We start from the raw sequence: 23,921 nt of genomic DNA on the forward strand, positions 1-23,921 counted from the left end.
GTTGTCCGAGTTCGGGAGGGACATCATGATCGCACTACTGGTTGCAGCCGTTCTGGCTTTTCAGGCGCCTGCACCGCTGAGCCCGGAAGCGCAGGCCCTGATCGCGCCGGTAGCCGAGGCTATCGCGGCCGAGGAGGCCCGACAGGCCGCCCTGCCGCCCGCGACGAGCGATCGAGAGCGTCTAGAGCGAATGGGGGTGCTCGACCAGGTCGGCCGTCGGACCCTGACCCCGATCGATCTGGGCGTCCTGCCTGAGGCGGAGCGGCAGGCGGCGATAGCGGTCATGTGGGCGCCGGTGATGGCGATGGACGACCGGCTGCTGGCGGAACTGTTGCCGATGGTTCCGGAAGAAGGCTGGTTCCGGAAGAGCGTCTATGGAGAGCAGGCCTCGAAGGCGGCGTTCCTAATCATCCAGCACTCGGATCTCGAGCAGTGGCGGCGGTTCGTTCCGATACTGGAGCCGTTGGTCGAGGCTGGCGAGGTCGACGGCCAGTCCTATGGCCTGATGTACGATCGTCTGGCGATCAATGAGCGCCGACCGCAGAGGTACGGCACGCAGGTGATCTGCAAGGGCGGCAAGCTGGTCATTGACTGGGAGAATCTGGAAGACCCCGCCAACGCCGACGCACGGCGACGGGCCATGGGATTCCAATGGACGCTCGCGGAATACGAGGCCGTGTTCGCCGACTATCCGCCCTGCGACAAGAACTAGGCCGGGTTCTCGGCCAGTCGCTTGTCCAGATAGGCGCCGACGCGGGTTTCGACGGCGTCCATGTGGTCCTGCCAGAAGTGGGTCGCGCCCTCTTCCAGTTCGTAGTCGATGACGATGCCCTTCTGGGTGCGCAGCTTGTTGACCACGCGCTCGACCTCGATCGGCGGCACGACGGTGTCGGCCGTGCCATGCAGGAACAGACCCGAGGCGGGGCAGGGGGCGAGGAAGCTGAAGTCGTACATATTCGACGGGGGCGACACGGAGATGAAGCCATCCGTCTCGGGCCGGCGCATCAGCAGCTGCATGCCGATGTAGGCGCCGAACTGATAGCCGGCGACCCAGGTCTGGGTGGCGGCGGGATTATTTGACTGAAGCCAGTCGAGCGCCGTGGCCGCGTCGGCCAATTCGCCGATGCCGCTGTCGAACTCGCCTTGCGACTTGCCGACGCCGCGGCTGTTGTAGCGGAGGGTCGCAAAGCCGCGCTTGACGAACAGCTGGTAGAGGGTGACCGCCACCGGATTGTTCATGTGCCCGCCCGCCTTGGGGTGCGGGTGCAGGATCAGTGCGATCGGGGCGTTCGGGCGCTTGCCCGGGGAATAACGGCCTTCGATACGGCCAGAGGCGCCGGGCAGGATGACTTCAGGCATCGGTGGTCGAGAATCCCGTGTTCAATTGTCATTTCGCAGGTGCGCAATACTTGACCACAGGGGTAGGACTTTCTAAGTCCCGCTTGCGCTGCGCCGCCTCGCGAAGGCGCGGGTTCTAGCACAGGAGCCCCGAAAAGCGCGCGATTTTTGAGGGTCCTCAATGCGACTGTCGACCAAGGGACGATACGCCGTGATGGCGATGGCCGATCTGGCCCGGAATGGCCGCGAGCGGGCAGTGTCTCTGGCCGAGATCGCGGCGCGTCAGGAAATCTCGCTGAGCTATCTGGAGCAGCTGTTCGCGCGCCTTCGCAAGAGCGGTCTGGTGAAGAGCGTGCGCGGGCCGGGCGGTGGCTACCGACTGGCCAAGGCGGCGAATGAAACCGTGGTGGCCGAGATCGTTCTGGCGGTTGACGAGCCGATCCGGGCGACGCGTTGCTCGGGGCAGGGCACGCCCCGCGGCTGCATGATGGGCGGCGAACGCTGCATCACGCACAATCTGTGGGAAGATCTGGGCGCCGAGATCCACGCCTATCTGGCGGCGGTGTCGCTGGAGGACGTGATCCTGAACCGAACCAGCCAGCGTCGCCGGGCGCTGATGGCGTCCCTGTCGGAGGTGGCGGCGTGAGCGTCTATCTCGACTACAACGCCTCGGGTCTGGTTCGTCCGGAAGTTCAGGACGTCATGGCCAAGGCCTTGGCTGACAACGGCAATCCGTCGGCGGTGCATGCCGCCGGACGGCGGGCGCGGGCGCGGATCGAGACGGCGCGGGCGCAGGTGGCCGAGCTGGTCGGAGCCGATCCGACGGCGGTGGTTTTCTCGTCCGGCGGGACGGAGTCGAATGCACAGGCGATCGTCAGCGCGTTGAAGGCCGGTTGCGAGCGGTTGATCGTGGGCGCGACGGAGCATCCGTGCGTGGCCGAGGCCGCGACGGCGTCGGGCGCGCCGGTCGAAGTACTGCCGGTCGATGCGAACGGCGTGGTCGATCTGGAATGGCTGGGGCTCGCGCTGGCTCGCGGCGGGCCCGCTGTAGTGGCGATCCATCATGCGAATAACGAGAGTGGGGTGATCCAGCCGATCGTCGAGGCCGCGGCGCTGGTGCGCGCGGCGGGCGGCTGGCTGCACGTCGATGCGATCCAGTCGGCGGGCAAGATCGCCGTCGACATGCGGATGCTGGACGCGGACAGCCTGACCCTGTCGGCGCACAAGCTGGGCGGGCCGCAGGGCGTCGGCGCGCTGGTGCTGAAGCCGGGCCGCGAGGCCGTGCGCATTCTTCATGGAGCCGGGCAGGAGCGCGGGCTGCGGGCGGGTACCGAGAATGTGCCGGGTATCGCAGGCTTTGGAACGGCGGCGGACTGCGCGGCGAGGGATTTGTATCTGGCCAGTGAGCATAAGGCGTGGCGTGACGCGGCCGAGGCCCGCGTTAGTGCGGCAGGCGCGACGATCATCGGTGGCGCCGTCGAGCGGCTGCCCAATACGCTGTTCATGGCGGTCGTGGGCTGGGACAGCCCGCAGCAACTGATCACACTCGATTTGCAGGGTGTGATGGTGTCGGCCGGCAGCGCCTGTTCGTCGGGCAAGACCAAGCCGTCCAAGGCGATCAGCGCCATGGGCCTGCATGACCTCGCCACCGGCGGCGTCCGGGTGTCGGGCGGCTGGGGCACTGTCGAAAGCGACTGGAGCCGGTTCGCCGAGGCGTGGATCGCCGCATACGAAAAGCATCGCGCGCGGCATGAGCAGCGCGTGAGGGAAGTCGCGTAAGTCATGGCTGCTGTTCAGGAAACCATTGACGCCGTCGCCGCGCTGGAGAAGTACGAGCACGGCTTCACCTCGGATATTGATACGGAATTCGCGCCGCGTGGCCTGAACGCCGACATCGTGCGCTTCATTTCCGAGAAGAAGGGCGAACCGGAGTGGATGCTGGAATGGCGTCTGGCCGCCTATGAGCGCTGGCTGGCGATGGAGGAACCGACCTGGGCCTCGGTGAAATATGAGCCGGTCGACTACCAGTCCCTGTTCTACTACGCCGCGCCCAGGCAGAAGGAGGGGCCGAAGAGCCTCGACGAGGTCGATCCCGAACTGCTCGAGGTCTATCGCAAGCTGGGCATCCCGCTGAAGGAGCAGGAAGTGCTGGCGGGCGTGCAGGGTGCGCCCAGGGTGGCGGTGGACGCCGTGTTCGACAGCGTCAGCGTGGTCACGACCTTCAAGGCCGAGCTGGCCAAGGCCGGCGTGATCTTCATGCCCATCTCGGAGGCCCTGAGGGAGCATCCGGAACTGGTGCGGCAGTATCTGGGTTCGGTCGTGCCCGTCTCGGACAACTATTTCGCGGCGCTGAACAGCGCGGTCTTTTCCGACGGATCGTTCGTCTACATCCCGCCGGGCGTGCGCTGTCCGATGGAGCTGTCCACCTATTTCCGCATCAACGCCAGCCAGACGGGCCAGTTCGAACGGACCCTGATCATCGCCGACAAAGGCAGCTACGTCTCTTATCTCGAGGGCTGCACCGCCCCGATGCGCGACGAGAACCAGCTGCACGCGGCCGTCGTCGAGATCGTGGCGCTGGACGACGCCGAGGTGAAGTATTCGACGGTCCAGAACTGGTACCCCGGCGACGCCGGGGGCAAGGGCGGCATCTACAACTTCGTCACCAAGCGCGCTGACTGCCGCGGCGACCGGTCGAAGGTGTCGTGGACGCAGGTGGAGACCGGCTCTGCGGTGACGTGGAAGTACCCGTCCTGCATCCTGAAGGGCGAGGAGAGCTCGGGCGAGTTCTACTCGATCGCCATCACCAACGGACATCAGCAGGCCGACACCGGCACCAAGATGATCCATCTAGGCAAGAACTCTAAGAGCCGGATCATCGCCAAGGCGGTGTCGGCGGGGAAATCCGATTCGACCTATCGCGGGCTGGTGTCGGTGCACCCCAAGGCATCGGGCGTGCGCAACTTCACCCAGTGCGACAGCCTGCTGATCGGCAAGGACTGCGGCTCGCACACCATCCCCTACATCGAGGCCCGCAACGGCTCGGCCCAGCTGGAGCACGAGGCGACCACGACGCGCCTGAGCGAGGACCAGTTGTTCTACGCCCAGCAGCGCGGGCTCTCGCAGGAGGAGGCGGTGGCCCTGCTCGTCAACGGCTTCGTGCGCGACGTGATGCAGAAGCTCCCAATGGAGTTCGCGGTGGAAGCGCAGAAGCTGGTGGCGATCAGCCTCGAGGGGAGCGTGGGGTGAGCGACGTCACGCGCGATCAGCTTGTCCGGGAGGCTCGGTCGGTGCCCCGCGACGTCTTTGGTGTGGCTTCGGTCGCCGGTCTTCTCTTGGCAGTTGCCGGGCTGGTTCTGCTCCTCGCCAGCGTGCCAGGCTTCTCCGGAGCGTCGCGGCCCGACTGGCGTCTGGCTCTGCTCATTTTGGTCGCTGGCGCTGCTCTGATGGGCTGGGCCGGAGCGGTAGTTCAGCGCCGTTTTTCTACGGCCGCCAAGGCGGCAGGTTTTTCACCAGCCCAGATCCGCGAAATTGAAGATGAGGCCGAGCGCCTCAACGAAGAAGAAGATTGATGCTTTCTATCTCCAACCTCCACGTCTCCATCGGCGACAAGCCGATCCTCAACGGGCTGACGCTCGCCGTGCCGGCGGGCGAGGTGCATGCGGTCATGGGGCCGAACGGGGCGGGCAAGTCGACGCTGGGTTACGCCCTGACCGGACGGCCGGGCTATGAAGCGAGCGAGGGCTCAGTCGAGTGGAACGGCGACGACCTGCTGGCGCTCGATCCGGCCGAGCGGGCCGCCAAAGGCTTGTTCCTGTCGTTCCAGTATCCGCTGGAGATCCCCGGCGTTCCGGCCATGACCTTCATCCGCACGGCGCTGAATGCCCAGAAGCGGGCGCGGGGCGAGGCCGAGGTGTCGGCGCCCGACTTCCTGAAGCTGGTCAAGGCGGCCTCGACGAAGCTGAAGATGAACTTCGACATGCTGAAGCGGCCGCTGAACGTCGGCTTCTCGGGCGGCGAGAAGAAACGGATGGAGATCCTGCAGATGGCTCTGCTGGAGCCGTCGCTGCTGATCCTCGACGAGACCGACTCCGGTCTAGACATCGACGCGCTGCGCATCGTGGCTGACGGGGTGAACGCCCTGCGGTCGCCGGAGCGGTCGATGCTGGTGATCACCCACTATCAGCGGCTGCTGGACTACATCAAACCCGACCGGGTGCATGTGCTGGCGGCCGGCCGGATCGTGGCGTTGGGCGGGCCGGAGCTTGCGCTGGAGCTCGAGGCCGAGGGCTACGACAAGTATGTGGCGCCAGAGTTGGTGGGGGCGGCGTGAACGCGCTGCCGGCCATCGATCTGAAGGACGCGTCCAGCTTCCCGTCGCGGCGGGTTGAGACGTGGAAATACTCGGACCTGCGCAAGGTCCTGCGCGAGGCGCCTGAGCCGTCGCCGTCGGCGGCCGTGCCGGTCGTCGGAGGCGGACCGTTCGAGACCCTGCGCGGCGAGGCCATGGTGTTCGTGAACGGCCGCGCCGTGAGCGTGGACGCCTTCGTGGCTTCAGGTCAGCAGACCGTTCGCCTGCGCTTCATCCACAAGGCCAACAACACGGGCCATGCGTCCTCGGCGCGGATTTCGGCGCGGGCCGGCGCGAAGCTGCTGCTGCTGGAGACGCATGAGGGGCAGGGTTCCGGCTATGTCGCCCAGAACCGGCTGGAGCTCGACGTCGCGCGCGGAGCCGAGGTGACACGGATCGTGCTGGTCGACGAGCCTGAGGACGCGATTTCGATTACCCAGGCGCATGTGCGGGTCGAGGCGGGCGGAACCTATCGCCAGACGATCGTGGCGACCGGAGCGAAGCTGCAGCGGCTGGAGACGCAGGTGCTCCATTTGGCGCAGGGCGCGGACGTGCGGCTGGACGGGGTGTATGCGCTGTCGGGCGCGCGGCAGAGCGATCTGACGTCGGTGGTGGATCACGTGGCCGCCAACGGTCTGACCAGCCAACTGACCAAGGGCGTCGTACGCGACACCGCACGCGGCGTGTTTCAGGGCAAGATCATCGTCGAGCGCGGGGCCGACGGCACCGATGCGCGCATGCAGCATCAGGCCCTGATCCTCGGCGAGCGGGGCGAGGTGGACGCCAAGCCGGAGCTGATCATCTACGCCGACGACGTGCAGTGCGCGCACGGCAATACGGTGGGCAATCTGGATGAGAGCGCCCTGTTCTACATGCAGCAGCGCGGCATCCCGGCTGATGAGGCGCGTGCGTTGCTGACGCAGGCCTTCCTGATCGAAGTGGTTGACCGCATCGAGCATGAGGGCGCGAGAGAGGTGGTGCGGGAATGGCTGACGGCTCGACTGTGACCACCTTCGACGCCTGGGCCGCGCGGGCGCAGTTCCCGATCCTGTCGCGGACGGTGAACGGCAAGCCGCTGGTCTACCTGGACTCGGCCGCCTCGGCGCAGAAGCCGCGGGCGGTGATCGACGCCATGACGGCGGCGATGGAGGGCAGCTACGCCAACGTCCATCGCGGGCTGCATACGCTCGCGAATGAAACGACGGAGGCGTTCGAGGCGGCGCGCGAGGGCGTGGCGCGGTTCCTGAATGCGGAGACGCCCGACAACATCGTCTGGACCAAGGGCGGGACCGAGGCGATCAATCTGGTGGCTGCGGGCATCGGTCAGTCGATCCAGCCGGGCGATGAGATCGTCGTCAGTCAGATGGAGCATCACTCCAACATCGTGCCCTGGCACCTCCTGCGCGAACGGCGCGGGGCGGTGCTGAAGTGGATTCCGGTGCTGGACGACGGATCGCTGGACATGGCGGCCTACGGCGACTTGCTGGGCCCGAAGACGAAGGTCGTCGCGGTCACCCACATGTCGAACGTGCTGGGGACCATCAACCCGGTGGCCGAGATCACGCGTATGGCCCATGCGGTCGGGGCGAAGGTGCTGATCGACGGCTGTCAGGGCGCGGTGCATTGCGGACCGGACGTGCAGGCCATCGGCTGCGACTTCTACGCCTTTACCGGACACAAGCTGTACGGGCCGACGGGGATTGGCGCGCTGTACGGCCGAACCGACGCGCTGGAGGCCCTGCCGCCATACCAGGGCGGGGGCGAGATGATCGAGACGGTCGAGATGGACCGGATCACCTACGCGAAGCCGCCGCACCGGTTCGAGGCCGGGACGCCGCCGATCCTCGAGGCCATAGGTCTGGGCGCGGCGATCACGTGGCTGAGCCAGTTCGATGCGAACGCGGTGCGGGCCCACGAGTTGGCGGTCTATCGGCGCGCGGTCGAGGGACTGCGCGGCGTCAACGGCCTGCAGATCATCGGCGAGGCAAAGGACAAGGGCTCGATCCTGACCTTCACCGTCGAGGGTGCGCATGCTCATGACGTGGCGCAGATCATGGACCGGTATGGCGTGGCCGTGCGGGCCGGCCTGCACTGCGCCGAGCCGCTGGCGAAACGATTTGGTCTGACGTCGAGCGCGCGGGCCAGCTTCGCCCTATATAATACGATGGAGGATGCAGACGCCTTCGTGGAGGCGCTGGATCGCGCGCGGAAGTTCTTCGAGTGATGACGGATCAATCCATCAAGTCAGACAGCCCCGACTTCGTCGAAGCCTGGGACGAGCCGCAGAAGTCCGCCCTTGAACAGGGTGAGATCGACCGGATGACGGACGACATCATCGAGGCGCTGAAGTCCGTCTATGACCCCGAAATCCCGGTCGACATCTATGAGCTGGGCCTGATCTACAAGGTCGACCTGTCCGACGATCGCGATGTGGCGATCGAGATGACGCTGACCGCGCCCGGATGTCCGGTGGCCGGCGAGATGCCGGGCTGGGTCGAGGATGCGGTGCGCAAGGTCGACGGCGTGCGATCAGCGAAGGCCGAACTGGTCTTCGATCCGCCCTGGGACTCCTCCAAGATGAGCGACGAGGCCAAGCTGGCCCTGAACATGTTCTGACCATGAGCGAGTTGACCACCACGACCCGTCCCCGCCGCCCGCGCCCCGCCGTCGTCACCCTGACCGACGCGGCGGCCGAGCGCGTCCGCGATCTGACCGAGGCGGGCGGGCACAAGGCCTTGCGCGTCGGGCTCAAAAACGCGGGCTGCGCGGGGCAGGAGTACACCTTCGCCTTCGCCGACGAGATCGGGCCGCTGGACGAGGCAGTGACCGACAAGGGCGCGACGGTGGTGATCGAGCCCAAGGCGATCCTGTTCCTGATCGGGACCGAGATCGACTACGAGGTCACCAAGCTGGCGTCGAAGTTCGTGTTTCGGAATCCGAACCAGACCGACGCCTGCGGCTGCGGCGAGAGCGTAACGATCGTGCCGGCGGCGTCGGCCGACTGATCAGGCCGCAGCGGCGGCCTTCGCCTTTTTGAGCTCATCCGGCGTCGGCACCTGAATGGCCGGCGTCACCTGCTGGCCTGTGGCCTCGGCGACCAATTCGGCGGTGCGGCCTTCGACGGCGGCTTCGAGCCGGGCGAGGAACTCGTCCTTCGGCAGACCGGTCGGGATAGCGTTGAGGAACTCCAGCGTGGCCGTGCCGGGGTTCTTGCGGAACTCCTCCTGCGGCCAGAACAGGCCGAGGTTTGTGGCGACCGGGACGACCGGCATGTCGAAGTCGCGGTACATGTGCCAGACGCCGGAGCGGTAGCGGAACTTCTCGCCGACCTTCGCCAGATTGCCCTCGGGATAGATCAGGATGCGCCTGCCCTCGCGATGGGCGTCCGCGCCGCGCTGCTTCAGTGAGTCGCGCGCTTCGCGGCCGCCGCAGTTGTTGACGACGATGGCGCCCAGCTTGCGCAGCACCGTCGCCATCAGAGGGAACTTCTCCAGATGGTCGCCGGTGACGAAGGCGAGATCCTCGAACCGGTCATAGACCGAGAAGCCGTCGCCCCAGCTCTGGTGCTTGGCGGCGAGGATGAAGGCGCCGGCGGGCAGGCGGTCCTCGCCGCGATACTCGACGCGGATGCCCGCCAGCACGCGCATCGCCTGCACCATGCGGCGGACGTATCGGCGGATGATCCAGCCCGTGGCGTCGCGCCCGGGCAGCAGGGCCGCGATCACAGCCATCAGGGTGTAGGCGATCGACAGCGTCCAGTAGGCGACCGCGAAGGCGAAACTGCGCATGGAGTTTGAACTCAGGCGGCCTTTTCCAGCCGATCGGCCGAGGTCACCTGATTGCGCCCGCCGCGCTTGGAAGCATAGAGGGCGGCGTCGGCGCGACCAAGCAGGGCGACGGCGTCCTCGCCCGGCAGGCGGCTGGCGAAGCCGACGGACAGGGTGACGGCGCCGAGGTCATCGTTGGTCGACCGGCGGCGCAGCGAGCGCGACGAGATTTCGCGGCGGATTTCCTCCAGCGCGGTTTCGACCTCGTGCCGGCTCTCGCGCGGGAAGACCATCGCGAACTCCTCGCCCCCGTAGCGGGCGGCGATGCGCGGCGGCCGGGCGGTGCGCCCCATGACGCTGGCGACATAGCGCAGGACCTGATCGCCGGTCTGGTGGCCCCAAGTGTCGTTGAAGCGCTTGAAGTGGTCGATATCGAGCACCGCCAGTGTCAGGGTATGGCCAGTCGCCTCGGCCTGTGCGCAGGCGCTGGTCAGATGTTCGTCGAAGGCCTTGCGGTTGGCGAGGTTCGTAAGGGCGTCGGTCATCGCGTCGCGACGGACCTGCTCCAGATGCTCGCGCAGACGGGCGACCTCGCGGGTCGAGGCGTCGAGCTTCTTCTCCAGAGTCTCGTTCTCACGCTGGACCCGGCGAGTAGCCGTGGTCAGACCGCCGACAACGGCCTGAAGCTCGGCCGCGCTCTCGACAGCCTCGATGCTGGCGGCAGCCTTGTCCAAGGTCTCGCCATAGACGACGTGCGATCGATGGGCGCGGGCGATGGCGGATGAAACGCTGGCCAGCTCGCGGTCCAGCACCCGGCCGGCGTCGCGGATTTCTTCGGTCAGTTTGCCACGAGGCAGGTATTCGGCGGCCAGCATGTCGGCAGTGGCGTCGGTGAAGGGCTCGGCCGAATCGAGGATTCGGCGCATCTCACGGCCCAGGGCGCTCTCGGGATCGCTCAGGAAGTGAAGCCAGAGTTCATAGTTCAGTGGCGTCGGCCAGACCTTGGCGGACTCCATCTCTTCGAGCGCCCGGCGGGAGAACGCATAGGCCTCAGGGCCCCGAAGGGCGGTTTCGACCGCAGCCGACATCAAATCTTCCCCGACCGACCGACGAATCGCGATCTCGCGCGAAGGCTACCGCGCGTTCGGTAAAGGACAGTTAAACCGTCACGCTTGCGGCGTCAGCGACGCAGGAAGGCGGGGATGTCGGCGTCGCCGAAGGGGCGGCCCTTTGGGGTCGTCGAAGGCGCAGGCGTGGCCGCTGGCGCGGACTTCGGCGTCGGCGTGCTGGCGACCGCGGTCGGGGCGGGAGCGTCCGCCTTCGATTCCGTGGTCTTCGCCGAGCGGCGGCTGCGCGAGCGGCGGACCGGTTCCGCAGAGGCTGCTTCCGAAGACGCGGCGGGCGCGGGAGCGGGGGCCGTTTCGGCGACGGAAACATCGATGTCAGCGGCGTCAACAGGCGCGGCGTCCTTGCGGGGACGTTCGGCGCGGTCTTCGCGGCCACGACCGCGGCGAGCGCCGTCGCGGCCGCTTTCGCGGCGGGGCTGGTCCTTGATGGCGCCGAAGTCGATGCCGTCCAGCGACAGTTCGACAGGGTCTTTCTTGATGAGCTTCAACACCTTGTCGAGCGACTTGTCGTCCGACGGAGTGACGATCATGAACGCCTGCCCGAGTTTGCCGGCACGGCCGGTGCGGCCGATGCGGTGCACGTAGTCGTCGGCGTGGTGTGAGACGTCGTAGTTGAAGACGTGGCTGACGTCCGGGATGTCCAGACCGCGCGCGGCCACGTCGGAGGCCACGAGAATCTTCAGGGCGCCTGAGCGGAAGTCCGCCAGCGTCTTCATTCGTAGCGACTGGTCCAGATCGCCGTGAATCGGCGCGGCGTCGAAGCCATGCTGTTTCAGCGACTTGGCGACGATGTCGACTTCGGACTTGCGATTACAGAAGACGATGCCGTTGCGAACGTCCTCGCGACCGACCAGCGCGCGCAGGGCGGTGCGCTTGGCCTTGGGGTCCGAGGTCGGGATGCGCACGATGTACTGGGTGATGGTGTCGGCCGTCATGGCCGGACGCGAGGCCTCGATCCGGGTGGGATCCTTGAGGAACTGCGTGGTCAGGCGCGTGATCTCGGGCGGCATGGTGGCCGAGAAGAACAGCGTCTGGCGCTTGGGCGGCGTCAGTTTGAAGATGCGTTCGATGTCCGGAATGAAGCCCATGTCGAGCATGCGATCGGCTTCATCGATGACCATGATCTCGACGCCGGTCAGCAGCATCTTGCCGCGTTCGAACAGGTCCAGCAGGCGACCGGGGGTGGCGATCAGAACGTCGACGCCCTTGTTCAGGATGGCGACCTGATCGCCCATCGAGACGCCGCCGATCAGCAGCGCCCACGTCAGCTTGGTGCCTTTGGCGTATTTGGCGAAGCTTTCGGCGACCTGATCGGCCAGTTCGCGGGTGGGGGCCAGCACGAGGGCGCGTGGCATGCGGGCCCGGGCGCGGCCGGTGCCGAGGCGGTCGACCATCGGCAGGGTGAATGCCGCAGTCTTTCCGGTGCCGGTCTGGGCGATGCCCAATACGTCACGGCCGGCGAGGGCGACGGGAATGGCCTGGGCCTGAATAGGGGTGGCGGTGGTGTAGCCGGTATCGGCGACCGCCTGCAGGGTCGTGGGCGAGAGGCCCAGCTGGGAGAATTCGGTCATGGGTCCTTGGACTGGAAGAGTGAAGGCGTCGCGCATCGGCGCCTGACGTCTCGGAACCGCCCGTACGTGGGCGAGCGGGCGGCGCGGATTCGCCTTCCTGTCCCGAATGAGCGCCGTATATGGATATCCACACGCGGGAGTCAACTTTTCGCCTTCTGGCGAACCTTGGAACCTGAAGGCTTGGCAACGGATTACAGAGCGTTAATGTCCGCCCCGGGAAGGGTTTCAAGGAGGGGTTCCATGCCGCGTAAGCTGGTATTGGCGCTTTCGGCCGTCGCTTGCTTCGCAAGCGCGCCGGCGCATGCGGATATTACGTCCGCCTTCGGCAATACGATCCTGTCCCGCTATCCGGACGGAGGCTGGGTCAAGCACTGGTTCAATCCTGACGGCACCTACGCCGCGCATTTCTCGGATGGCCGTCGGCTGACCGCGCGATGGCGTCAGGAGGGCGAGCGGGTCTGCCTGACCCATATCCGGCCCAACATGCTTATCCCCCGCTTTTGCACGCCCATGATCGAGGCCAGCGTGGGCGACAGCTGGGCGTCACGGGATCCGCTGGGGCGTCGCGTGCAGAACGTACTGATGGCCGGCCGGCCCTAGCTGGGCGGGTCGATCGAGAGAACATTCCCGGACGCCGTCACCCGGCAGATCGAGCGATAGCTGCCGGTCGCCATGGTCAGTTCGAACTCCCCCCGTCCCAGATCGCGAACGCCGACGGGGACGCTGGAGCCATAAGGTCGGTTCTGGAACTCGTCAGCGCGGCGTGAGCAGGCGTCCTGGGCGTCGCGCGGCGCCTGACGGACCCAGCGGGTGTTCGAGTTGCGGCGGTTGGTGGCTTCCGCTTCCCCGGCGAGAAAGCCCTCGTGATAGCCCTCGGTCTCATGGCGATCGTCATAGTCGGCGCCGTAGAGGGCGGCCTGATAACCCCGCTCGTACTCGCTGTCGTGATTGCGATCGGCGTCATCGTGGCGGCGGTTGTGGGCGGCAAGGGCCGCAACCAGACCAACGAGGGCCACGCCCGCAACGACGGCCCCGGCGTTATTGTTGCCGCCTCCCGATCCGCCGCATTCGCTGCGACCTGCCTGATTGATCGAGGCGTAGCGGCCGTCACGCGTCATGATCGACACGCATTCGTCGCCCCGCCGCCAGTACGTCATGCGCCCGTCGCCGACGACTTCACTGCGGTTGGTCGCTTCGTAGCCTCGCCGCCCGAGTTCCCCCTCGGCCTGTCCAGCGCGGGCGCCGACGAGGTCTGACAGCCGGCCCGGGGTCTGGGCTGCTGTGGGGCAGGCCGACGAAAGGGCGAGGATGCCGGCGAGTGCGGTAGCGAGCGAAGCGCGGGGAAGCGACATGATCGAACTCCTGACGCGGCGAGGCCGCCGCTGTTGTCCCGACGGCAGCAGTAAATCACTAACGAGATGGTTAAGGGAGTCGCGTTCGCCGAGTGGCGCCCGCGCGTGAGCGCAAGGCGGACGTAAAACCGGCGATCAGGATTGGGGAAAGGCGGTGCGCCACTTCAAGGGAAGTGGCGCGAGTGACGGGGCTCGAACCCGCGACCTCCGGCGTGACAGGCCGGCACTCTAACCAACTGAGCTACACCCGCGTTTCCCGGCCGAAGCGCTGGTGCGCCGCGGCGAGGGGCGTCGTTTAGGCGGGGCCGCCTTCCGCTGTCAAGCGCGGTCCCGTACGAAATCGAGGATCATTTCGTCGCGACCCCCGGACCGGCCACCGCGGCCGCTTCGGGCGGGGCGACGGGGCCGGAGACGCCTCCGTCGATCGGGGGCTGGGCGGCGGTCGCGGGCGGCGGCGGTTCGTAATGCACGCCCACGCCCGGTCCAAGCGGCAGGTCCAGCGCCACCCACATGGCCACCATGGTCAGGCCCGCAACCAGGAAGGCGCCGGCGTACGGCAGCATGGTGGACATCAGGGAGCCGAGGCCGAACCTCGGATCCCAGCGCTGGGCGAAGGTCAGGATCAGCGGGAAATAGCTCATCAGGGGGGTGGCGATGTTGGTGACCGAATCGCCCATCCGGTAGCCCGCGGTGGTCATCTCGGGGCTGATGCCCAGCAGCATGAACATGGGCACGACGATCGGCGCCAAGGCCGACCACTTGGCGGAGGCGGAACCGACGAACAGATCGAAGAAGCAGGAAACCAGCACCACGCTGATCAGCAGCAGCGGAGCGGGCAGGGCGATCTGGCGCAGTTGCTCGGCGGCGTTGATGGCGAGGATCGGACCCAGCCCCGACCAGTTGAACATGGCCACGAAGTGGGCGGCGAAGAAGACGAGGACGAGGTAGGGCGCAAGCTGGACGATGCCTTCGCGCATCATGCGGACCAGATCGCGATGGCTGGCGACGCTGCCGGAGCCGACACCAAAGGCCGCGCCGGAGACGAAGAAGGTCAGGGCGAAGAAGGCGGCCAGCGACTTGTAGAGGGGGTTGAAGCGCTGCTGCGGGTCTGCGTCCGGATCGACGAAGGGCGAGCCGGGAAGGGCGGTGATCAGGGCCCAGAGGGCGATCATGCCGAGCACCGTCAGGCCCGAGTACATCAGCCCGCGCTTTTCGCCTGCGCTGAGAGGTGTCTTCTCATCCGTCGTGGGTGCGGTGGCGTCTGTTGGCTTCCATGCGCCGAGGCGGGGCTCGATGATCCGGTCGGTGATGAACCAGACGATCGGAGTGAAGACGATGACGACGCCGACAATGAAGAACCAGTTGCCCGCGATGTTCACCGAATAGGACGGATCGATCAGGTGGGCGGCCGGCTCTGTGATGCCCAGCAGCAGCGCGTCCTGCGCGCCCGGAAACAGGTTGCCGGCATAGCCTCCGGAGACGGCCGCGAACCCTGCGGCGAGACCGGCGAGGGGGTGGCGTCCGGCGGCGGCGAACATGACGGCGGCGAGCGGGATGACCACGACATAGGCGGCGTCAGAGGCGTGGTGGGAGACCATGCCGGCGATGACGATGACCGGCGTCAGGATCACCCGGGGCGCATTCAGCAGCAGGCCGCGGATGGCGGCGGTAAACAGGCCGGCCCGCTCGGCCACCGAGGCGCCGTAGATGATGGTGACCACGATCCCCAGCGGCGGGAAGTCGGTCAGGGTCGACGGCATCCCGATGAAGAGCTGTTCCAGATTCTCGGGCGACAGCAGGCTTTTGGCCGCCAGCGTATCGCCGGTGACCGGGTTCACCGCCGACCAGCCCAGACCGGCGCCCACGAGGCTGAGAACGATCAGGGCGCCGATCAGCCACAGGAACAGGAAGACGGGATCCGGCAGGCGATTGCCGATGCGTTCGATCCCGTTCAGGACCTTTGTTCCAATGGCCATTCGCCCCTCCCGGACGTCTCACTCGAAGCCGGCCATAGGGCTTGAGCAGCGGTCCAGGCGCAAGGCGAGGAGAGTGCGACAGACTGTCCGGAGTGCTGCGAACCATTCGCAACAAAATCCTTTTGCGGCTTGGGTTTGAACGTCGAACGATCCGGGTCTAGAAAGCGCCGAATCCGCCCCTCCCACCCGGCGGACAGGGTCCCTTCCGGATGAATGCATTCCTGCTTGAATATCTGCCGATCGTGGTCTTTCTCGGGATCGCGGCGGTGCTCGGCCTCGGCTTCATGCTGGCGGCCTGGGTGCTGGCGCCGAAGAACCCCGACTCGGAAAAGCTGTCGGCCTATGAGTGCGGCTTCAACGCCTTCGACGATGCGCGGATGAAGTTCGACGTGCGGTTCTATCTGGTGTCGATCCTCTTCATCATCTTCGACCTTGAAGTCGCGTTCCTGTTCCCGTGGGCGGTGTCGATGTTCGACCTGCCGCAGGCGGGCATGGTCTTCGCCTTCTGGTCGATGATGGTGTTCCTCGGCGTGCTGACCGTCGGCTTCATCTACGAATGGAAGAAGGGCGCGCTCGAATGGGAGTGACGACCAACAATGTGCCGCTGATCGGCATGGGCAACTCCGGCGCATCGCCGGTGGGGCCGGGCGCGTCGTCGCCTGTCTCGTTTGGCATGGGCGCCCGCTCGACCGTCGAGGGTTACGACCCGGCGATCCACGACAAGTTCTTCGAGGCCGTGAACGCCGAGCTGGGCGAGCGTGGCTTCATCACCACCTCGCTGGACGACGTGATCAACTGGGCGCGCACCGGCTCGCTGATGTGGATGACGTTCGGTCTGGCCTGTTGCGCCGTGGAGATGATGCAGGCCTCGATGCCGCGCTTCGACATGGAGCGCTTCGGCATGGCTCCGCGCGCCAGCCCGCGTCAGTCGGACCTGATGATCGTGGCCGGCACCCTGACCAACAAGATGGCTCCGGCCCTGCGCAAGGTCTACGACCAGATGCCGGACCCGCGCTACGTCCTGTCGATGGGCAGCTGCGCCAACGGCGGCGGGTACTACCACTACAGTTACAGCGTCGTTCGCGGTTGCGACCGGGTCGTGCCGGTGGACGCCTATGTGCCCGGGTGCCCGCCGACGGCGGAGGCGCTGCTGTACGGGCTGCTGCAGCTGCAGAAGAAGATCCGCCGGACGGGGACCATCGACCGATGACCTCTCTGGTAAAGCAGCAGGAGCTCGAGACAGCCCTGACGCCGCTGGGCGCCGAGATGGTCGGCGCGCTGGGCGTGCAGGCGCAGGTGGCGTTCGGCGAGCTGACGCTTATCGCCGAGCGCGGCAAGATCGTGAACGTACTGACGGTGTTGAAGGATCGCTTCGGGTTCCAGCAGTTGCTGGACCTGTGCGGCGTGGACTTCCCGGATCGCGAGGAGCGGTTCGAGGTGGTCTATCACCTGCTCAGCCTGACGCGGAACGCGCGCATCCGGGTGAAGGTGACGACCGACGAGGTCCAGCCGGTGCCGAGCGTGGTTTCGGTCTTCCCGTGCGCCGACTGGTTCGAGCGCGAGGCGTTCGACATGTACGGCATGCTGTTCGAGGGACATCCCGATCTGCGCCGTCTGCTGACCGACTACGGTTTTCAGGGACATCCGCTGCGCAAGGACTTCCCGATGACCGGCTATGTCGAGGTCCGGTACGACGAGGAGCAGAAGCGGGTGGTCTATGAACCCGTCAAGCTGACGCAGGAGTTCCGCAACTTCGACTTCCTGTCGCCGTGGGAAGGCGCGGAGTATCCGGCCCCGGTGCTGCCGGGCGACGAGAAGGTGAAGTGATGGCGGACGGAACGAAAATCCCGGTCGTCGTCGGCGCCACCGACATCTTCGACGAGCCGCACGACGGCCGGACCGAGCACGCCCGCGCGCTGGACGACCGCAAGTTCACGATCAACTTCGGCCCGCAACACCCGGCCGCGCACGGCGTGCTGCGTCTGGTGCTGGAGCTGGACGGCGAGCTGGTCACCCGCGTTGATCCGCACATCGGCCTGCTGCATCGCGGCACCGAGAAGCTGATGGAGGCGCGGACGTATCTGCAGAACGTGCCGTATCTGGATCGACTAGACTACGTCGCGCCGATGAACCAGGAGCACGCCTTCTGTCTGGCGATCGAGAAGCTGCTGGGGATCGAGGTTCCGTACCGCGCCCAGCTGATCCGCGTCCTGTACTCGGAAATCGGCCGGATCCTGAGCCACCTGCTGAACGTGACGACCCAGGCCATGGACGTGGGCGCCCTGACGCCGCCGCTCTGGGGCTTCGAGGAGCGCGAGAAGCTGATGGTGTTCTATGAGCGCGCCTGCGGCGCTCGCCTCCACGCCAACTACTTCCGTCCGGGCGGCGTCCATCTGGACCTGCCGAATGATCTGATCGACGACATCGGCCGCTGGTGCCAGACCTTCCCCGCGGCGCTGAAGGACATCGAAAGCCTCGTCACCGAGAACCGCATCTTCAAGCAGCGCAACGTCGACATCGGCGTGGTGTCCAAGCAGGAGGCGCTGGACTGGGGCTTCACCGGCGTGATGATCCGCGGCTCGGACATCCCGTGGGACCTGCGCAAGTCGCAGCCGTACGAATGCTACGCCGAGCTGGAGTTCGACATCGCTGTCGGCAAGAACGGCGACTGCTGGGACCGCTACCTGTGCCGCATCGAGGAGATGAAGCAATCAGTGCGGATCATGGAGCAGTGCATCCACAAGCTGCGCAACTGCCCCGGCGAGCCGGTGATGGTCGAGGACAACAAGATCGTCCCCCCCAAGCGCGGTGAGATGAAGCGGTCGATGGAAGCGCTGATTCACCACTTCAAACTGTACACCGAGGGCTTCAAGACGCCTGAGGGCGAGGTCTACGCCTCGGTCGAGGCGCCCAAGGGCGAGTTCGGAATCTATCTGGTGTCGGACGGCACCAACAAACCGTACCGCGTGAAGATCTCGGCGCCGGGCTTCCGCTCGCTGCAGGCGATGGACTGGATGAACCGCGGCCACATGCTGGCCGACGTGAGCGCCATCCTCGGCTCGCTCGACATCGTTTTCGGAGAAGTGGACCGATGAGCGTTCGTCGTCTCGCCAAGGAACAGCCGGCCTCGTTCGCCTTCTCGAAGGCGACGAAGACAAAGGCCGACTGGTGGATCGCCAAATATCCGGACAACCGCAGCCAGTCGGCCGTGATCCCGATCCTGTGGCTGGTTCAGAAGCAGGAAGGCTGGGTGTCCGAACCGGCGATCCGCGCGATCGCCGAGCTGCTGGGCATGCCCTACATCCGGGTGCTGGAAGTCGCGACCTTCTACACGATGTTCCAGCTCGAACCCGTTGGAACCGTGGCGCATTTTCAGGTCTGCGGAACGACGCCCTGCATGCTGCGCGGGTCCAATGACCTGATGGCTGTCTGCAAGTCGCGGATCGGCCACAAGCATACGGTCAGCGCCGACGGTCGCTTCAGCTGGGAAGAGGTCGAGTGCATGGGCGCCTGCGCCAACGCGCCTATGGCCGCCATCAACGACTACTACTTCGAGGACCTGACGGCCGACACGCTGAACCAGATCATCGACGACTTCGCGGCGGGCAAGACGCCCAGGCCGGGAACCCGCGTCGATCGCGTCAGCTCAGCTCCGGAAGGCGGTGCGCTGACCCTGACCGATCCGAAGCTGTACGACGGCTCGGCGGCGAAGAAGATCAAGTCGCTGCCGAACTCGAAGCCGGTGCCCGCATGAGCGCGCCGGATCTCGAAACCGAAGAGGGCCGCGCGGCCTACCGCAAGGAACTGCGCCGCGTCGGCTGGCCGATCCGCTGGGGCGGGCTGGCGTTCATCACGCTGGGCGCCGGGCTGGCGCTGGGCTCGCGCTACGGGACGTGGGGCCTGAGCAACGAGGCGCTGCCGTTCGCCTACGGCTCGCTGGCTCTGGGCTGGGCGATGGTTCTTGCCGCGATCTATATCCGCACGCAGCACCACAAACGCCGTCTGCGGGAGGGGCTGTAGATGGCGGAGAAGAAAGCGCCGTCCGTCGGCCGCCTGTTCGTTCAGATGGGCGTCTTCGACGCCGTCATCGGAGCGGTTCTGCTCGTGCTCGGGCTTGCCGGAGTGCTGGGCGAGGGGCTCGAGGTCGTGACGATTCTCGGCGGCGTGATGGTGCTGGCGGGGGCCGTACTGTTCGTTCTCGGGCGTCGAAAACTGAGGCAGGAAGAGAACCTGCGCGGAGATCTGAACTGACCATGGTCGGCATCCTCGAAGACAAGGACCGGATCTTCCTCAACCTCTACGGCCTCCAGGACTGGACGCTGGAGGGGGCGAAGAGCCGTGGGGCGTGGAACGCCACCAAGGACATGCTCGACCTCGGTCGGGACTGGATCATCAACAACGTCAAGAACTCGGGCCTGCGCGGACGCGGCGGCGCGGGCTTCTCGACGGGTCTGAAGTGGTCCTTTATGCCAAAGGAAGTGAAGGATCGTCCTCACTACCTGGTGGTCAACGCCGACGAATCCGAGCCCGGGACCGCCAAGGACCGGGAGATCATGCGCCACGATCCGCAGTTGCTGATCGAAGGCTGTCTGATCGCCAGCTTCGCGATGCAGGCGCACGCCTGTTACATCTATCTGCGCGGTGAATATGTGCTCGAGCGCGAGCGCATGGAGGCGGCGGTCAAGCAGGCTTACGAAGCCAAGCTGATCGGCAAGAACAACGTCCACGGCTGGGACTTCGACGTCTACATCCACCACGGCGCCGGCGCCTACATCTGTGGTGAAGAGACGGCCCTGCTGGAGTCGCTGGAAGGCAAGAAGGGCCAGCCCCGTCTGAAGCCGCCGTTCCCGGCCGGCGCGGGCCTGTACGGCTGCCCGACCACGGTGAACAACGTCGAGTCGATCGCGGTCGTCGGCACCATCCTGCGTCGCGGGGCCGAGTGGTTCGCGGGCTTCGGCCGGCCGAACAACACGGGCACCAAGCTGATGACCATCAGCGGCCACGTGAACCGGCCGTGCAATGTCGAAGAGGCGATGTCGATCCCGCTGAAGCAGCTGCTGGAAGAGCACTGCGGCGGCGTGCGCGGCGGCTGGGACAATCTGAAGGCGGTGATCCCGGGCGGATCGTCCGTGCCCCTGATCACGCGCGAGATGTCCGAGACGGCGCTGATGGATTTCGACTCCCTGCGCGACATGCGCTCGGGTCTGGGCACGGCGGCGGTGATCGTGATGGACCAGTCGACCGATCTGGTGAAGGCGATCGCCCGCATCAGCTATTTCTACAAGCACGAGAGCTGCGGCCAGTGCACGCCGTGCCGCGAGGGCACCGGCTGGATGTGGCGCGTGCTGGAGCGGATGGCGATCGGCGAGGCCGACCCGTCCGAGATCGACATGCTGCTGGAGGTCTCGACCCAGATCGAGGGCCACACCATCTGCGCGCTGGGCGACGCCGCGGCGTGGCCGGTGCAGGGCCTGATCCGGCACTTCCGTCACGAGATCGAGGACCGCATCTCGCAATACCGCAGCCGCCGCGCGAACTTCGCCGGCCACGCGATCGCGGCGGAGTGACGATGAGCCGTATCGCCGTCCTGACGCTGGCCTCCCTGACCCTCGCCGCCTGCGGCGAGCGGGCGGACACGGCTGCGCCGACCCCGGCGGAGAAGGTCTCGGCCGCCCCGGTGAAGTCGGATGCACAGGCCCAGGCGCCGATCGCGCTGACGGCCGGGCAGCTGCGGCAGATATGCCGCGCGGGCCTGGCCAACATTCACGGACAGGCGCTGTCGGCGATGCAGATCGACGGTCTGGAAGGTCAGGTCGTCAACGCCTCCTGGCCCGCGCCGGTCGACGGCGGACGGCGCCGGGCCCAATGCCGCGTCGAAGGCGAGGTCGTGACCTGGAAGCCCTCGGACGCCAAAAATCCCGAAGAGGACCGGTGGATGAACACCGCCGCCGATCCCGTGACCCGCTTCGCTCTCGACGGCGATCAGGTCACCATCACCACGACGCTCCCGGATGGGACGACCGCCACGGAAGAGTACGCCGTGGCCGCTGAGCAAGAGGCCCGCTGATGCCCGTCGCCAAGGTCAACGGCGTAGAAACCGAGTTCCAGCCGGGCATGACCGTGCTGCAGGTCGCCGAACAGGCCGGCCATGAGATTCCGCGTTTCTGCTATCACGAGCGGCTGTCGATCGCCGGCAACTGCCGCATGTGCCTGGTCGAGGTGAAGCCCGGACCGCCCAAGCCGCAGGCCAGCTGCGCCCTGCCGGCCGCCGAGGGCCAGGAGATCTTCACCGACACGCCGATGGTCAAGAAGGCGCGCGAAGGGGTGATGGAGTTCCTGCTCATCAACCACCCGCTCGACTGCCCGATCTGTGACCAGGGCGGCGAATGCGACCTGCAGGACCAGGCCATGGGCTATGGCCGCGACGGCTCGCGCTACGCCGAGAACAAGCGGGCGGTCGAAGAAAAGAACATGGGTCCGACGGTGAAGACCTTCATGACGCGGTGCATTCAGTGCACCCGTTGTGTCCGCTTCATCACCGAGGTGGCGGGCGTGCCCGACATCGGCATGATCTCGCGCGGCGAGGACGCCGAGATCACCACCTATCTCGAGAAGAACATCGACAGCGAGCTGTCGGGCAACGTGAACGATCTGTGCCCGGTGGGCGCGCTGACCCACCGCCCGTGGCAGTATCACTACCGCCCGTGGGAGCTGAAGAAGACAGAGACCATCGACGTCATGGACGCGCTGGGCTCCAACATCCGCGCCGACGCCAAGGGCGCCGAGGTGATGCGCGTGCTGCCGCGGGTCCACGAGGGCATCAACGAGGAATGGCTGTCCGACGTCAGCCGCTATGCGGTCGACGGTCTGCAGGCGCGCCGGCTTGATCGCCCCTATGTGCGTGGCGAGGATGGCAAGCTGCATGTCGCGTCGTGGGATGAGGCGCTGGGCGCCGTGGCCGCGAAGCTGACCGCCGCGAAGCCCGAGAAGATCGGCGTGGTCGCCGGTGACCTGCAGGACGCAGAGTCGATGAAGGCGGCGTTGGACCTGTTCCGCGCGCTGGGCTCGGCCAACACGGATTGCCGTCAGGACGGCTCGACGCTGGGCTACGGTCCGCGCGAAGGCTGGCTGTTCAACAGCGGTCTGGCCGGGATCGAGAACGCGGATGCGGTGCTGATCGTCGGCGCCAATCCGCGCGTCGAGGCGCCGCTTCTGAACGCGCGCCTGCGCAAGATCTGGCTGTCGGGCAAGGCCGAGATCGGCCTGATCGGCGAGCAGGCGGCCCTGACGTTCGACTATGCGTATCTGGGCGCGGGCTCACAGACGGTCGGCAAGCTGCCAAAGGAGGCGATGGACTTCCTGACCAGGGCCGAGCGGCCGGCGATCATCGTCGGCGCTGGCGCTGTCTCGGGCGCCAACGGACCGGCGGTGCTGAACGCGCTGGGCGCGCTGGCGAAGAAGGTCGGCGTCGTGACCGAGGGCTGGAACGGCTTCAACGTGCTGCACAGCGCCGCGTCGCGGGTCGGTGGTCTCGACATGGGCTTCGTCCCCGGCGAAGGCGGTCTGAGCGCTGTCGACATGGTCAAGAAGGGCGCGCTGGACGTGCTGTTCCTGCTGGGCGCCGACGAGATCGACGCCTCGGCGACCAAGGCCTTCAAGGTCTATCTGGGCAGCCACGGCGATCGCGGCGCGCACGGCGCGGATGTGATCCTGCCGGGCGCGGCCTATACCGAGAAGGATGGCCTGTACGTCAACACCGAGGGCCGGGTGCAGATGGCCGAACGGGTCGTGTTCCCCAAGGGTCAGGCCAAGGAAGACTGGGCCATCCTGCGGGCGCTGTCGGCCAAGGTCGGTCAGACGCTGCCGTATGACTCGCTGTCGCAACTGCGGGCGAAGCTGATGGCGGATCACCCGACCTTCGGCCGCATCGACTATGTGCCGACGCCGGCGGCGTTCGACGTGGCCGCGTTGGGCCGGAAGGGCGACGTGGGCGACACCGCATTCAGTTCGCCCGTCCGCGACCCGTATCTCAACAACCCGATCACGCGCGCCAGCGCGACGATGGCCGAGCTGTCCGCCCAGCGGATCGCCCCGGTCGCGATGGCGGCGGAATAACCGATGACGATCTCGGAATTATTCTGGGTATCAATAGGGGGCTGGGCCGTCAGCGGCGCCATGCTTATCGCCGTGCGTGTGCTTATAGGTCGTCGTCTCGACGGACTGAGAGCGGCCGGAGTTTCGGCGCCGTTCAAGGTTTTCGGATGGGGACCCAACCTCGCCGAGAAGTTTGCTTTCTTCTACGGCGGTTTCCTCAAGATGCGAGATCCTGAAGTGACGCGTCTGATGGTGGGATACTGGATGTTGGTTCTGGTTCAGTGCGCCTTCGTCGTGGCGTTCATGCTGGCCGTGACCGCGTGGTTCATGAGCGCTGGACAATGA

At 66.4% G+C, this 23,921-nt stretch carries 28 protein-coding genes and 1 tRNA gene; 22 read left to right on the top strand and 7 right to left on the bottom strand.

The features are described from left to right. The first annotated feature begins 25 nt into the window (after positions 1-25). Positions 26-712, top strand: coding sequence for a DUF6624 domain-containing protein (locus ACIQC9_RS04090; RefSeq protein WP_400612683.1), 687 nt, complete (start codon positions 26-28; stop codon positions 710-712). On the opposite strand, the gene ACIQC9_RS04095 is transcribed toward ACIQC9_RS04090, so the two are convergent. Continuing rightward, on the bottom strand, positions 709-1,359 hold the full coding sequence (locus ACIQC9_RS04095) for an alpha/beta hydrolase (protein ID WP_400612686.1): 651 nt from the start codon (positions 1,357-1,359) through the stop codon (positions 709-711). The genes ACIQC9_RS04090 and ACIQC9_RS04095 overlap by 4 nt on opposite strands. Positions 1,360-1,519: 160 nt before the next feature. Here ACIQC9_RS04095 and ACIQC9_RS04100 point away from each other — a divergent pair, with 160 nt between their 5' ends. The 9 genes from ACIQC9_RS04100 to ACIQC9_RS04140 are packed head-to-tail and all read left to right on the top strand — an operon-like array spanning position 1,520 to position 8,694. Next, positions 1,520-1,984, top strand: a complete 465-nt coding sequence (locus ACIQC9_RS04100; protein ID WP_400612688.1) for an Rrf2 family transcriptional regulator — start codon at positions 1,520-1,522, stop codon at positions 1,982-1,984. Next, a complete protein-coding gene (locus tag ACIQC9_RS04105) occupies positions 1,981-3,117 on the top strand; it encodes a cysteine desulfurase family protein (protein WP_400612691.1) in 1,137 nt (378 codons plus the stop codon). The genes ACIQC9_RS04100 and ACIQC9_RS04105 overlap by 4 nt, the downstream gene beginning before the upstream one ends. Positions 3,118-3,120: 3 nt before the next feature. Next, entirely contained in the window at positions 3,121-4,587 is a 1,467-nt protein-coding gene (gene sufB / locus ACIQC9_RS04110) for a Fe-S cluster assembly protein SufB (protein WP_400612693.1), read from the top strand. Next, on the top strand, positions 4,584-4,910 hold the full coding sequence (locus tag ACIQC9_RS04115) for a hypothetical protein (protein WP_400612695.1): 327 nt from the start codon (positions 4,584-4,586) through the stop codon (positions 4,908-4,910). Before sufB ends, ACIQC9_RS04115 begins: the two co-directional genes overlap by 4 nt. Further along, positions 4,910-5,671: a Fe-S cluster assembly ATPase SufC gene (gene sufC, locus ACIQC9_RS04120; protein ID WP_400612697.1), complete on the top strand. Its 762-nt coding sequence runs from the start codon at positions 4,910-4,912 to the stop codon at positions 5,669-5,671. The genes ACIQC9_RS04115 and sufC overlap by 1 nt, the downstream gene beginning before the upstream one ends. After that, positions 5,668-6,696 (top strand): Fe-S cluster assembly protein SufD, encoded by a 1,029-nt coding sequence (gene sufD / locus ACIQC9_RS04125; protein ID WP_400612699.1) that lies wholly within the window; start codon positions 5,668-5,670, stop codon positions 6,694-6,696. The genes sufC and sufD overlap by 4 nt, the downstream gene beginning before the upstream one ends. Beyond that, positions 6,675-7,913, top strand: coding sequence for an aminotransferase class V-fold PLP-dependent enzyme (locus ACIQC9_RS04130; protein ID WP_400612700.1), 1,239 nt, complete (start codon positions 6,675-6,677; stop codon positions 7,911-7,913). Before sufD ends, ACIQC9_RS04130 begins: the two co-directional genes overlap by 22 nt. After that, positions 7,913-8,305 (top strand): SUF system Fe-S cluster assembly protein, encoded by a 393-nt coding sequence (locus ACIQC9_RS04135; RefSeq protein ID WP_400612702.1) that lies wholly within the window; start codon positions 7,913-7,915, stop codon positions 8,303-8,305. The genes ACIQC9_RS04130 and ACIQC9_RS04135 overlap by 1 nt, the downstream gene beginning before the upstream one ends. Positions 8,306-8,307: 2 nt before the next feature. Further along, positions 8,308-8,694 carry a HesB/IscA family protein gene (locus ACIQC9_RS04140; protein ID WP_400612704.1) on the top strand — a complete coding sequence of 129 codons (387 nt, stop codon included), beginning with the start codon at positions 8,308-8,310 and terminating at the stop codon, positions 8,692-8,694. Here the strand turns inward: ACIQC9_RS04140 and ACIQC9_RS04145 are convergent, their stop codons facing one another. The 3 genes from ACIQC9_RS04145 to ACIQC9_RS04155 all read right to left on the bottom strand — a co-directional run bounded on the left by ACIQC9_RS04145 (position 8,695) and on the right by ACIQC9_RS04155 (position 12,154). Further along, positions 8,695-9,477, bottom strand: a complete 783-nt coding sequence (locus ACIQC9_RS04145) for a lysophospholipid acyltransferase family protein (protein WP_400612706.1) — start codon at positions 9,475-9,477, stop codon at positions 8,695-8,697. Positions 9,478-9,488: 11 nt separating this feature from the next. Further along, a complete protein-coding gene (locus ACIQC9_RS04150) occupies positions 9,489-10,544 on the bottom strand; it encodes a diguanylate cyclase (protein WP_400612707.1) in 1,056 nt (351 codons plus the stop codon). Positions 10,545-10,636: 92 nt separating this feature from the next. Next, a complete protein-coding gene (locus ACIQC9_RS04155; protein WP_400612709.1) occupies positions 10,637-12,154 on the bottom strand; it encodes a DEAD/DEAH box helicase in 1,518 nt (505 codons plus the stop codon). Positions 12,155-12,394: 240 nt separating this feature from the next. On the opposite strand from ACIQC9_RS04155, the gene ACIQC9_RS04160 reads away from it, so the two are divergent. Further along, positions 12,395-12,754: a hypothetical protein gene (locus tag ACIQC9_RS04160; protein ID WP_400612712.1), complete on the top strand. Its 360-nt coding sequence runs from the start codon at positions 12,395-12,397 to the stop codon at positions 12,752-12,754. Here the strand turns inward: ACIQC9_RS04160 and ACIQC9_RS04165 are convergent. From ACIQC9_RS04165 to ACIQC9_RS04175, 3 genes are all read right to left on the bottom strand, one after another. Continuing rightward, the gene (locus ACIQC9_RS04165) at positions 12,751-13,506 is read right to left on the bottom strand and encodes a hypothetical protein (RefSeq protein WP_400612714.1); all 756 of its coding nucleotides are present in this window, start codon (positions 13,504-13,506) and stop codon (positions 12,751-12,753) included. The genes ACIQC9_RS04160 and ACIQC9_RS04165 overlap by 4 nt on opposite strands. Positions 13,507-13,680: 174 nt before the next feature. Beyond that, positions 13,681-13,757: transfer RNA gene (locus ACIQC9_RS04170), tRNA-Asp, on the bottom strand. 96 nt (positions 13,758-13,853) lie between these two features. Then, complete coding sequence (locus ACIQC9_RS04175) at positions 13,854-15,482, bottom strand: AbgT family transporter (RefSeq protein ID WP_400612716.1); 1,629 nt, start codon at positions 15,480-15,482, stop codon at positions 13,854-13,856. A gap of 209 nt (positions 15,483-15,691) precedes the next feature. On the opposite strand from ACIQC9_RS04175, the gene ACIQC9_RS04180 reads away from it, so the two are divergent. The 11 genes from ACIQC9_RS04180 to ACIQC9_RS04230 are packed head-to-tail and all read left to right on the top strand — an operon-like array spanning position 15,692 to position 23,921. Beyond that, on the top strand, positions 15,692-16,069 hold the full coding sequence (locus ACIQC9_RS04180) for an NADH-quinone oxidoreductase subunit A (protein WP_400612719.1): 378 nt from the start codon (positions 15,692-15,694) through the stop codon (positions 16,067-16,069). Then, entirely contained in the window at positions 16,039-16,692 is a 654-nt protein-coding gene (locus tag ACIQC9_RS04185; protein WP_400612721.1) for a NuoB/complex I 20 kDa subunit family protein, read from the top strand. The genes ACIQC9_RS04180 and ACIQC9_RS04185 overlap by 31 nt, the downstream gene beginning before the upstream one ends. Continuing rightward, positions 16,689-17,309, top strand: coding sequence for an NADH-quinone oxidoreductase subunit C (locus ACIQC9_RS04190; protein WP_400612723.1), 621 nt, complete (start codon positions 16,689-16,691; stop codon positions 17,307-17,309). Before ACIQC9_RS04185 ends, ACIQC9_RS04190 begins: the two co-directional genes overlap by 4 nt. Then, entirely contained in the window at positions 17,309-18,577 is a 1,269-nt protein-coding gene (locus tag ACIQC9_RS04195) for an NADH-quinone oxidoreductase subunit D (protein WP_400612725.1), read from the top strand. The genes ACIQC9_RS04190 and ACIQC9_RS04195 overlap by 1 nt, the downstream gene beginning before the upstream one ends. Further along, the gene (gene nuoE / locus ACIQC9_RS04200) at positions 18,574-19,236 is read left to right on the top strand and encodes an NADH-quinone oxidoreductase subunit NuoE (protein WP_400612728.1); all 663 of its coding nucleotides are present in this window, start codon (positions 18,574-18,576) and stop codon (positions 19,234-19,236) included. The genes ACIQC9_RS04195 and nuoE overlap by 4 nt, the downstream gene beginning before the upstream one ends. Then, on the top strand, positions 19,233-19,502 hold the full coding sequence (locus ACIQC9_RS04205; protein ID WP_400612729.1) for a hypothetical protein: 270 nt from the start codon (positions 19,233-19,235) through the stop codon (positions 19,500-19,502). The genes nuoE and ACIQC9_RS04205 overlap by 4 nt, the downstream gene beginning before the upstream one ends. After that, on the top strand, positions 19,503-19,733 hold the full coding sequence (locus ACIQC9_RS04210) for a hypothetical protein (RefSeq protein WP_400612732.1): 231 nt from the start codon (positions 19,503-19,505) through the stop codon (positions 19,731-19,733). It abuts the gene before it with no gap. 2 nt (positions 19,734-19,735) lie between these two features. After that, entirely contained in the window at positions 19,736-21,049 is a 1,314-nt protein-coding gene (gene nuoF, locus ACIQC9_RS04215) for an NADH-quinone oxidoreductase subunit NuoF (RefSeq protein ID WP_400612735.1), read from the top strand. A 2-nt stretch (positions 21,050-21,051) separates the two neighbouring features. Then, the gene (locus ACIQC9_RS04220) at positions 21,052-21,549 is read left to right on the top strand and encodes a hypothetical protein (protein ID WP_400612737.1); all 498 of its coding nucleotides are present in this window, start codon (positions 21,052-21,054) and stop codon (positions 21,547-21,549) included. Next, positions 21,549-23,597: an NADH-quinone oxidoreductase subunit NuoG gene (nuoG, locus tag ACIQC9_RS04225; RefSeq protein WP_400612739.1), complete on the top strand. Its 2,049-nt coding sequence runs from the start codon at positions 21,549-21,551 to the stop codon at positions 23,595-23,597. The genes ACIQC9_RS04220 and nuoG overlap by 1 nt, the downstream gene beginning before the upstream one ends. A 3-nt stretch (positions 23,598-23,600) precedes the next feature. Further along, on the top strand, positions 23,601-23,921 hold the full coding sequence (locus ACIQC9_RS04230) for a hypothetical protein (RefSeq protein WP_400612741.1): 321 nt from the start codon (positions 23,601-23,603) through the stop codon (positions 23,919-23,921).

It is taken from the genome of Brevundimonas sp. NPDC092305 (assembly GCF_044755415.1).
GTDB lineage: Bacteria > Pseudomonadota > Alphaproteobacteria > Caulobacterales > Caulobacteraceae > Brevundimonas.